This is a genomic window from uncultured Campylobacter sp. (assembly GCF_938045535.1).
In the GTDB taxonomy this organism is placed as follows: domain Bacteria; phylum Campylobacterota; class Campylobacteria; order Campylobacterales; family Campylobacteraceae; genus Campylobacter_B.
The window spans coordinates 1-7071 of the sequence record NZ_CALIMQ010000214.1 but is presented as its reverse complement, the minus strand read 5'-3'; the positions used below and the strand labels follow the sequence as shown (position 1 = coordinate 7071).

The 7071-nt window shown below is 46.7% G+C and carries 9 protein-coding genes and 1 pseudogene; 4 read left to right on the top strand and 6 right to left on the bottom strand.

The features are described 5' to 3' along the window. The 3 genes from Q0095_RS06620 to Q0095_RS06610 form a co-directional block, all read right to left on the bottom strand. Nucleotides 1–547 (bottom strand): aldehyde dehydrogenase family protein (locus Q0095_RS06620; protein WP_297882514.1); only part of this gene is annotated, 547 nt, incomplete at its 3' end. Nucleotides 548–655: 108 nt separating this feature from the next. Beyond that, nucleotides 656–940 carry an ethanolamine utilization microcompartment protein EutM gene (eutM, locus tag Q0095_RS06615; RefSeq protein WP_297882515.1) on the bottom strand — a complete coding sequence of 95 codons (285 nt, stop codon included), beginning with the start codon at nucleotides 938–940 and terminating at the stop codon, nucleotides 656–658. A gap of 51 nt (nucleotides 941–991) precedes the next feature. Further along, nucleotides 992–2137: an iron-containing alcohol dehydrogenase gene (locus tag Q0095_RS06610; RefSeq protein WP_297882513.1), complete on the bottom strand. Its 1146-nt coding sequence runs from the start codon at nucleotides 2135–2137 to the stop codon at nucleotides 992–994. Nucleotides 2138–2265: 128 nt separating this feature from the next. Here Q0095_RS06610 and Q0095_RS06605 point away from each other — a divergent pair, with 128 nt between their 5' ends. The 4 genes from Q0095_RS06605 to Q0095_RS06590 all read left to right on the top strand — a co-directional run bounded on the left by Q0095_RS06605 (nucleotide 2266) and on the right by Q0095_RS06590 (nucleotide 5107). Next, nucleotides 2266–2517, top strand: coding sequence for a hypothetical protein (locus tag Q0095_RS06605; protein WP_297882511.1), 252 nt, complete (start codon nucleotides 2266–2268; stop codon nucleotides 2515–2517). A gap of 760 nt (nucleotides 2518–3277) precedes the next feature. Then, nucleotides 3278–3445, top strand: a complete 168-nt coding sequence (locus Q0095_RS06600; RefSeq protein WP_291938627.1) for a hypothetical protein — start codon at nucleotides 3278–3280, stop codon at nucleotides 3443–3445. A 9-nt stretch (nucleotides 3446–3454) separates the two neighbouring features. After that, nucleotides 3455–4210 carry a disulfide bond formation protein B gene (locus tag Q0095_RS06595; RefSeq protein ID WP_297882508.1) on the top strand — a complete coding sequence of 252 codons (756 nt, stop codon included), beginning with the start codon at nucleotides 3455–3457 and terminating at the stop codon, nucleotides 4208–4210. 9 nt (nucleotides 4211–4219) lie between these two features. Beyond that, nucleotides 4220–5107: a hypothetical protein gene (locus tag Q0095_RS06590; protein ID WP_297882506.1), complete on the top strand. Its 888-nt coding sequence runs from the start codon at nucleotides 4220–4222 to the stop codon at nucleotides 5105–5107. A gap of 140 nt (nucleotides 5108–5247) precedes the next feature. Here Q0095_RS06590 and Q0095_RS06585 read toward each other — a convergent pair whose 3' ends face one another. The 3 genes and pseudogenes from Q0095_RS06585 to Q0095_RS06575 all read right to left on the bottom strand — a co-directional run. After that, nucleotides 5248–5400 (bottom strand): hypothetical protein, encoded by a 153-nt coding sequence (locus tag Q0095_RS06585; RefSeq protein ID WP_297882504.1) that lies wholly within the window; start codon nucleotides 5398–5400, stop codon nucleotides 5248–5250. A 233-nt stretch (nucleotides 5401–5633) separates the two neighbouring features. Further along, complete coding sequence (locus Q0095_RS06580) at nucleotides 5634–6524, bottom strand: NTF2 fold immunity protein (protein WP_297882501.1); 891 nt, start codon at nucleotides 6522–6524, stop codon at nucleotides 5634–5636. Between the two features lie 236 nt (nucleotides 6525–6760). Continuing rightward, nucleotides 6761–7071: pseudogene (locus Q0095_RS06575) on the bottom strand (bifunctional phosphoribosyl-AMP cyclohydrolase/phosphoribosyl-ATP pyrophosphatase); the annotation flags it as partial.

Genomic DNA, 7071 nt, shown 5'->3' with positions numbered 1-7071 from the left:
TCATTAATTCATTTGTTCCTTCTATTGTAGGTATTTCAATAACACCTATCAATCCTTCTGGTGCTCCTGCTGCAACAGCTGCTTTTTGCATTAATTTAACTGTATCTATAACACAGTTTTTTGCATTTGGGTGAGGACTTACTATAACAGCATTTCCAGCTTTTAACGAAATTAAAGTTTTATAAATTGCTGTTGAAGTTGGGTTTGTAGATGGTGTTAATGCTGCTACAATTCCCATAGGTACTCCCACTTCTGTTATAGTATCTGTTTCATTTAAGATACCAACAGTTTTCATATCTTTTATATAATCATAAACAAATTCGTTTGCAAATTTATTTTTTATTACTTTATCTTCCCATTTACCAAATCCTGTTTCTTCATTGGCTTTTTTTGCTAGGTCTACATAGTGATTTTTCATTTCTTGAACTATTGCATAAACCACTCTATCTATTTGTTCTTGTGTAAAAGTTGAATAAAGTTTTTGTGCTATCTTAGCTGACTTTACTAAATCTCTTACTTGTTGGATTGATAATAAATCTCTATCCATTCTAATCCTCCATTCTACCTCTCTACCACTTTAAATGTTACACTTATTTTGAATAATAAATTTAATCTTATTCAAAATAAGGGTGACATATTGTCACCCTATGAAATTTTAGTTGTTGCTTTTTGGTAATATTAATTCCACTTCTGAGTGAGGTCTTGGTATTACATGTACAGATATTAATTCTCCAACTCTGTCAGCTGCAGCTGCTCCTGCATCTGTTGCAGCTTTAACTGCTCCAACATCTCCTCTTACCATAACAGTTACTAATCCTCCACCTACAAGTTCTTTACCTACAAGTGTTACGTTTGCTGCTTTTACCATAGCATCTGCTGCTTCTACTGCTGCTACTAATCCTTTAGTTTCTATCATTCCTAATGCGTTTAATGTTGCCATATTATTCATCTCTCCTTTTTAAATTTAAAATTTTATCTGCGCGCTCGCGCCTTATTTTGCAAAATCTAAAATTTTAGCGATATTTTCGCGGCTATAGAGCTCCGACATATTCCAAGCTTTAGCGTTTGTCGCGGCTACGTCTATGACCTCGTCTAGCACCTTGCCTTCGATGCCGAGCTGTGCCAGGCTAGTCGGCGTGCCGATCTTATCAAACCACGCCTTAAGCGCCAGGATGCCTTCATCCGCGCTTTTAAGGCCAAAAATTTCAAGCGCGAAACGCTCAAACGCGCTTAAATTCCTATCCCTATACCACCTCATCCACGCAGGCATTACCACGCTAAGACCGGCTCCATGCGCACAGTCCACGACCGCACTCATCGCGTGCTCTATCATATGGTTCGGATAGCCGAAGCCACCCACGCCCACGTAGGTTAACCCGTTTAGCGCCATCGTTGCGGCCCACGCAAACTCGGCGCGCGCATCGTAATCGCTCGGATCTGCGAGCAGGATTTCGGTCGTGCGGATGACGGTTTTGATGTTTGCTTCGATATAGGCTCGAACGATGTTTGGATGGACGCTAGCGGTAAAATACCCCTCGATGCTGTGCGCGATGATGTCGCTCGCGCTATATACGAGATACTCGCGGCTGACGGTTGCTTGCAGCTGCGGGTTTATGACCGAGACTTTCGGGTATAGACACGGCCCGCTGATCGGGTATTTTTGCTTGGTCTGCTCCTTGGTTACCACGCCGCCGCAGTTCATCTCTGAGCCCGTCGCGGCGAGGGTGATGATATCAAAAATTTTAAGCGCGACGCTCGGGCTTTTGCCGGTAAAAAAATCCCACACGTCGCCCTCGTAGCAGGCGCCCGCGGCTACGGCTTTCGCCGAGTCCAGCACGCTTCCGCCGCCCACAGCAAGCACGCTATCGGCGCCAAATTCTTTAGCGAGCTTGATCGCTTCGTTTACCTTGCTTAACACGGGATTTGATTTTATGCCGCCAAGCTGCGTAAATTCTATACCGCTTGCCTTTAAGCTGCTCTCCACGACGCCCATCAGACCGCTCTTTCGCACGCGCTCGCTGCCGTATAGTACGAGAGCTTTTTTCGCGCCCACTTCCTTCATATACTGCCCGATATGCTCCTCTTTACCCTTGCCAAATTCTATCCTCACGGGGTTGCAAAAACTAAAATCTCTCATCTTATCTCCTTGAAATAAAATTGCTAAATTATAGCCTTTTTTAAAATTTTGCGGTAGCACGATACTCCAAATTCCTTGCCTAATCGTGCAAATTTAAATATAACCCGAGTAAATTTAAAGAAGAAAGCATGAACGAAGTAGATAAAATTTTAAAAGACGCCGCAAAGATCGCAGACGAGCTATATCCAGCCTACGGACACGTTCAGACGCCTATAGGGGCGCTCGGCTTTTACCGTCAAAGAAAGCCTCAGACTTTATCGCGACGATCTAGAGCCCAGCGCGCGCTTGTGCCTGCGCGACGGAAAATGGTGGAATTTAACGGCAAACAGCATCACTACGATACGCAAAAATTCCTGCAATACTGCGCTAAGCCCGATTGATTTTCAAAAGCACATTAGGTTGTAGGAAACTAGATATATCTTACAAAACGGCGGCACGAAAGCGTCTCAAGCAACCTTTGATGTCGGATACGAAAGCTCGTCTCGGTTCAGCCGCTAATACACGAGGATGTTTGGCATGCCGCCTAAAGCCCATGCGCAAACATTTCGCGACTAAGAACAAGCAAAAATTTAAAGCGATCGGCTTGTGCAAGCTTTGTAAAATTTCAAAATTTCATTGCGCAATACAAGCCAAAATAACCGCACAGTAGAGCGGCATCTGCGACCGACATAAACCGATCGCAAGGTATTGCTTGCTATCAACGAGGCGGCGTCCGCTACCGAAACGAGGACTCAGTAGGGGAAAACGCGGTGCAAGAATACAGCCTAAACGTAAGAAGATAGACATAATGCAAGAGACCGCTCCGCCGCAAGAAAAACGGATGCGCCCCAGCGATGATTGCCCCCCATTCGCTTGCCGCTACGCTAAAAGTCATTGCTCATCTTCTTGCTAATTTTATAATTTCAATCGCGTGGCGTTTATCGCGCGACTCGCATAAGCAAAATCAGACTAATCGAAATGCTTTAGATAAATTTAAATCAAGCTGAAATAGAAAAAATTTTCTTAAAAATGGCTATTTTAGTATCATAAAATTTCATAAAAAATTTATTTACACTGATAAAACACAATTTTTAATATATGTCTAATAAGCAAAATAGTAATATTTTTACGATATTAAATTTCAACGAGAAAGGAGAAAATATGGAATTTTTAATGGTTCTGATGTTTTTCGTCGCGGGCCTTTTGTTGTGGTTTAGACCTGAGAAAAAGCGCGCAGTTATGGGCTTTGGTATCGCGGGTATCGCTATACTCGTCATCATGATGGCGTGGGTGAATAAATTTGCCGTCGTGCCTATGGGAAATTTTTAGGAGCGAGCGATGGAAAGTATGCAAGATAAAATGTCTCAAAGCTTCGCCCGCGGCGCCGAAATTTCTGCGGGCTGGGGCGAAGATGAAAAGCGATTTTTCAATCTTTTCGCCCTCGCGGCACTCGCTCTCATCGCTTTGCCCGTAGGTATCGCATGCCTTGTTTTGGGCTTTGGTATGGGCGATAGTCCCTGCATCATGTGCTGGCACGAGAGATTTTGCATGGTAGCGATCTCATTCGTGGCTTTGCTGATCGTTAGATACGGATTTGCTGTCAAATACCTAGCCGCAATCCTCTTTTTAGCATGCCTTGGGCTATACGACGGCTTTTTACACTATAGCCTTGACGGCACGGGCGGCGGCTACCTCGACATCAAGCAGGGATTCGGGCTCGAAATTTTAGGCGCACACACGCAGTTTTGGGTCGTAGTGGTACATTTTTGCGTCATTATATTTTTGGGTGTGATTTTGCTGCTAGGCAAAAACGTAGGTAAAATAATGCAAAAAAGCGAAGAGGGCGCATACGGCGCGGTTTTACCCAAATTTGCGCTAGGCAAGATAGCCGTGGTGGCCTTTGCTATCATCATGGCTTTTAACTGCATCCAGGCTTTCATCACGGCAGGCCCTCCGCCCTATCTAGCCTCCGCGATGCCTTCGCGCATGAGCATCGATCCGTCAAAGTGGTTTTGGGAGCTTGATCACTGGGAAGAAACCGAAATTGATTTTCGCGAAAGCTGGAATCCAAAACTACCGAATTTACCGAAGTGAGGTCGCGATATGAGAAAAATTTTAACCTTAACCCTTTTGTGCGCTGTACTGGCGCTGGGCGGCGAGTTTAATCTAAATCCTGCGGATGGCGCAGTGGTAAATTTAACGCCGCTACGCAAAATCGGCGAGATAACGCCAAATTTAAACAACAATAATCCCGTCACAGGGCTTGACTACGACGCGGCAAGCGGAAACTTCTTGCTCGGTACGCTAAAATTCGAGCTCTACGAAATGGACGGCGAGCTAAAAACCGTAAAAAACTATCTACGAAGCACACCCGATTGGATAATCCAAATGGAGGAGACCGTCGCAGCGAGTTTTTTTAAAGGCTCGGTAGGGCTCATGAGCTATAATAAAACCTATGAGTTTTTCAAACCCGCACCGAATCAAAGTAAAGAGGAAGCGAACAAAGCGTGGCGCTATCTGCACGACGGATACGAAAATTTCACGCTCGATTTCAAGGACCGCTACTCCACTGTGCGCGCCAAACAGCAGTATATCCTAAGCTGGGATCACTCGGACTTTTACGGCGAGTTTTTCATCGCGAGCGTGCCCGATGACATCAAGCAAAGCTGGAGCGTGGCGAGCTTTAGTGACGCCGATAATCTGCTCTCGAGCGAGTTCGTGCCGAGCTTTGATGAGGCTCTCGGCGTAAAGGACGGCAGGGATATAAACGACTACTATATCACGGGTATGGATACGAGCGGCGAGTTTGTTTATCTACTCTCGAAGCAATACTCAAGCATCCTAAAGCTTGATCCGCGCAGCAGAAAGATCGTGGAGATTTATAGCTTTGAAGGCGCGAGCGATGCCCATGCGCTCGCTATCAAAGAGAGTAAATTCTACGTCGCGTCCAGAGAGGACGGCATGAATAAAATTTTTATTTTCGAGAGATAAAATTTAAGCCGTCTTTGGCGGCTTAAATTTAATTGATTTAAACGCAAATTCCACATCTAAAATTATAAAATTTTGATTAAACATTGACTTCTAAAAAAAATACATTAGTGCCGCTAAATTCCAGCGTCATTATATATGGATTATAAGTGCTGTGAAATTTTAAAGCTGCGAACGCCCGATATCGGCACGGCGATGCCCTCTCTTGTGACCGCATCGCCGTGCTCGGTCTGCGTAAAATAGGCAAGAACATCGCCGCTCGCAAGCCCGTGCTCATCCAGATAGCGCGCGAGCAACGCGAGGACCCTTTATCACGAAGCCGCCCAGCTCGGAGAAAATTCGCCTTTTCATTCGCACCTTTCTTTGATCGCCGTGCGCGTCGTGCGCAGAAATTTTACCGCTCATTTGCCCTCTTTGTCTTTGTTTTCGCAGCGCCGATGAAATTTTATCGCCGCGCCCGCAGCGAGGATAAAATTTCATCTCTGCGATCGCGCCGCAGATGAAATTTAATCCCGTTTCGCGCTCAAATTTATAGCCCGCGGTTTTTGCCGTCCATACCTTGGCACTTATCTATGAGCCAGCGCCCGTCCTTGCGCACGAGCAGGAAGCGGCGTGCAAAGCCGTGTTCGTCCTTGGCGTAGATGTAAATTTTATTTTTGCTCTCGCATTCGGCGTCCGTTAGCTCGTATCCGCCGTAGGTGCCGCCCTCCGCCATCGAGAAGGAGATGCCCTCGGGGCGAAAGCCGCTGCGCCTAACGGGCGTGCAGTAGCGTGCAAAGAGCTCGTCGCATCTCCGCTGCACTTCGCCGTCGTCTGCGTCATCGATTCGCGATGTGGCAAATTTCTCCCATTCGCTCATCGCCGCGAAAAATTCTAAAAGCACACTCTGCGCCGCCGCCAGGTCATCTGGATCAAGCTTCTTTTTGCTCTTTGCGGCGTCTCTTTGCGCCTGTTCGAATTCTGCAATTTGCTCCTTACTAAACTGCCCGCCGCCAAGATAAAACTGGATTTTAGTATTTGCCGCGGCTAGCAGCCCCGCAAAGCTCACGCGCGAATTGATTAGGCGTAGCGATTTTAGCTTCGGGATTTGTACGATCGCTTTTAGCCCCTCATCCGTGATGCCGACGTTCTCGATACCGATGTGCTCGAGCTTGGCGTGTTCTGCAAAGTATCTAAAGCCCTCGCCACTTATCTTATCGCTATCTTGCAAAAACAGATACGCAAGCTTCGGCAGCGCGGCTAGATGCTGTAGCGCCGCGTCCGTGATGGCCGTAGCTATAAAGCCCATATTTACGAGGCTTTTTACCTCGCAGATGCGGCGTACCATCTCATCGCTTAGCGCTACGTTTTCGTAGTGATGGCCTTTGCAGTAGCGCTCGCCAACCGCGTCCAAAGCCTCCTGCATCGTGATCTGCTTCATCAGCTATCCTTTAAAATTTGATTTTAAAATTTTAGTGAAATTTTACGATTTGCGCAAGCGCTTAAATTTACGCGCGGATTTGCTCGCGCAGCGCGATTAAATTTTGCGGCAATAGCGCGTGAAATATACTTTCATCGTTGAAATTCGGCACAGAATTTCGGCAACACTTTTTAAATTTAGCTCGCCGCGCAAGGCGGGCGAGTGGAAAAGACGTCTTCACGATTAAATTTTACGCATCATTTTTCGCGACGCCGCTTTTCTTCGATGCCGCTTTGCCCTTGCCTGCGCGCTAGCTCGTCAAGTAGGGCGTCTGGATGGATATTGTGCGCCGCAAGTGCCAGCAGAAGGTGAAATAAAAGATCCGCTCCCTCGTAAATCACGTCGTATCGCGGCTCGCCCGCTTTGTGCTCGCCGAAGCTCTCACGCGCGACGTCTGCGTAAAGCTCGCTGCGCGAGAGGTCCTTGCACGCCAGCGCGAACTCGCACGCCTCTTCGGCGATCTTTTTAAGATAGGCGTTTTCGCCCTTCGCGTAGAGTGAGGCGACGT

Excerpts from the sequence above, each read along its gene's own strand:
- eutM (WP_297882515.1), bottom strand. The coding sequence starts at position 940 with ATGGCAACATTAAACGCATTAGGAATGATAGAAACTAAAGGATTAGTA.
- Q0095_RS06610 (WP_297882513.1), bottom strand. The coding sequence starts at position 2,137 with ATGAGAGATTTTAGTTTTTGCAACCCCGTGAGGATAGAATTTGGCAAG.
- Q0095_RS06605 (WP_297882511.1), top strand. The coding sequence starts at position 2,266 with ATGAACGAAGTAGATAAAATTTTAAAAGACGCCGCAAAGATCGCAGAC.
- Q0095_RS06600 (WP_291938627.1), top strand. The coding sequence starts at position 3,278 with ATGGAATTTTTAATGGTTCTGATGTTTTTCGTCGCGGGCCTTTTGTTG.
- Q0095_RS06595 (WP_297882508.1), top strand. The coding sequence starts at position 3,455 with ATGGAAAGTATGCAAGATAAAATGTCTCAAAGCTTCGCCCGCGGCGCC.
- Q0095_RS06590 (WP_297882506.1), top strand. The coding sequence starts at position 4,220 with ATGAGAAAAATTTTAACCTTAACCCTTTTGTGCGCTGTACTGGCGCTG.
- Q0095_RS06580 (WP_297882501.1), bottom strand. The coding sequence starts at position 6,524 with ATGAAGCAGATCACGATGCAGGAGGCTTTGGACGCGGTTGGCGAGCGC.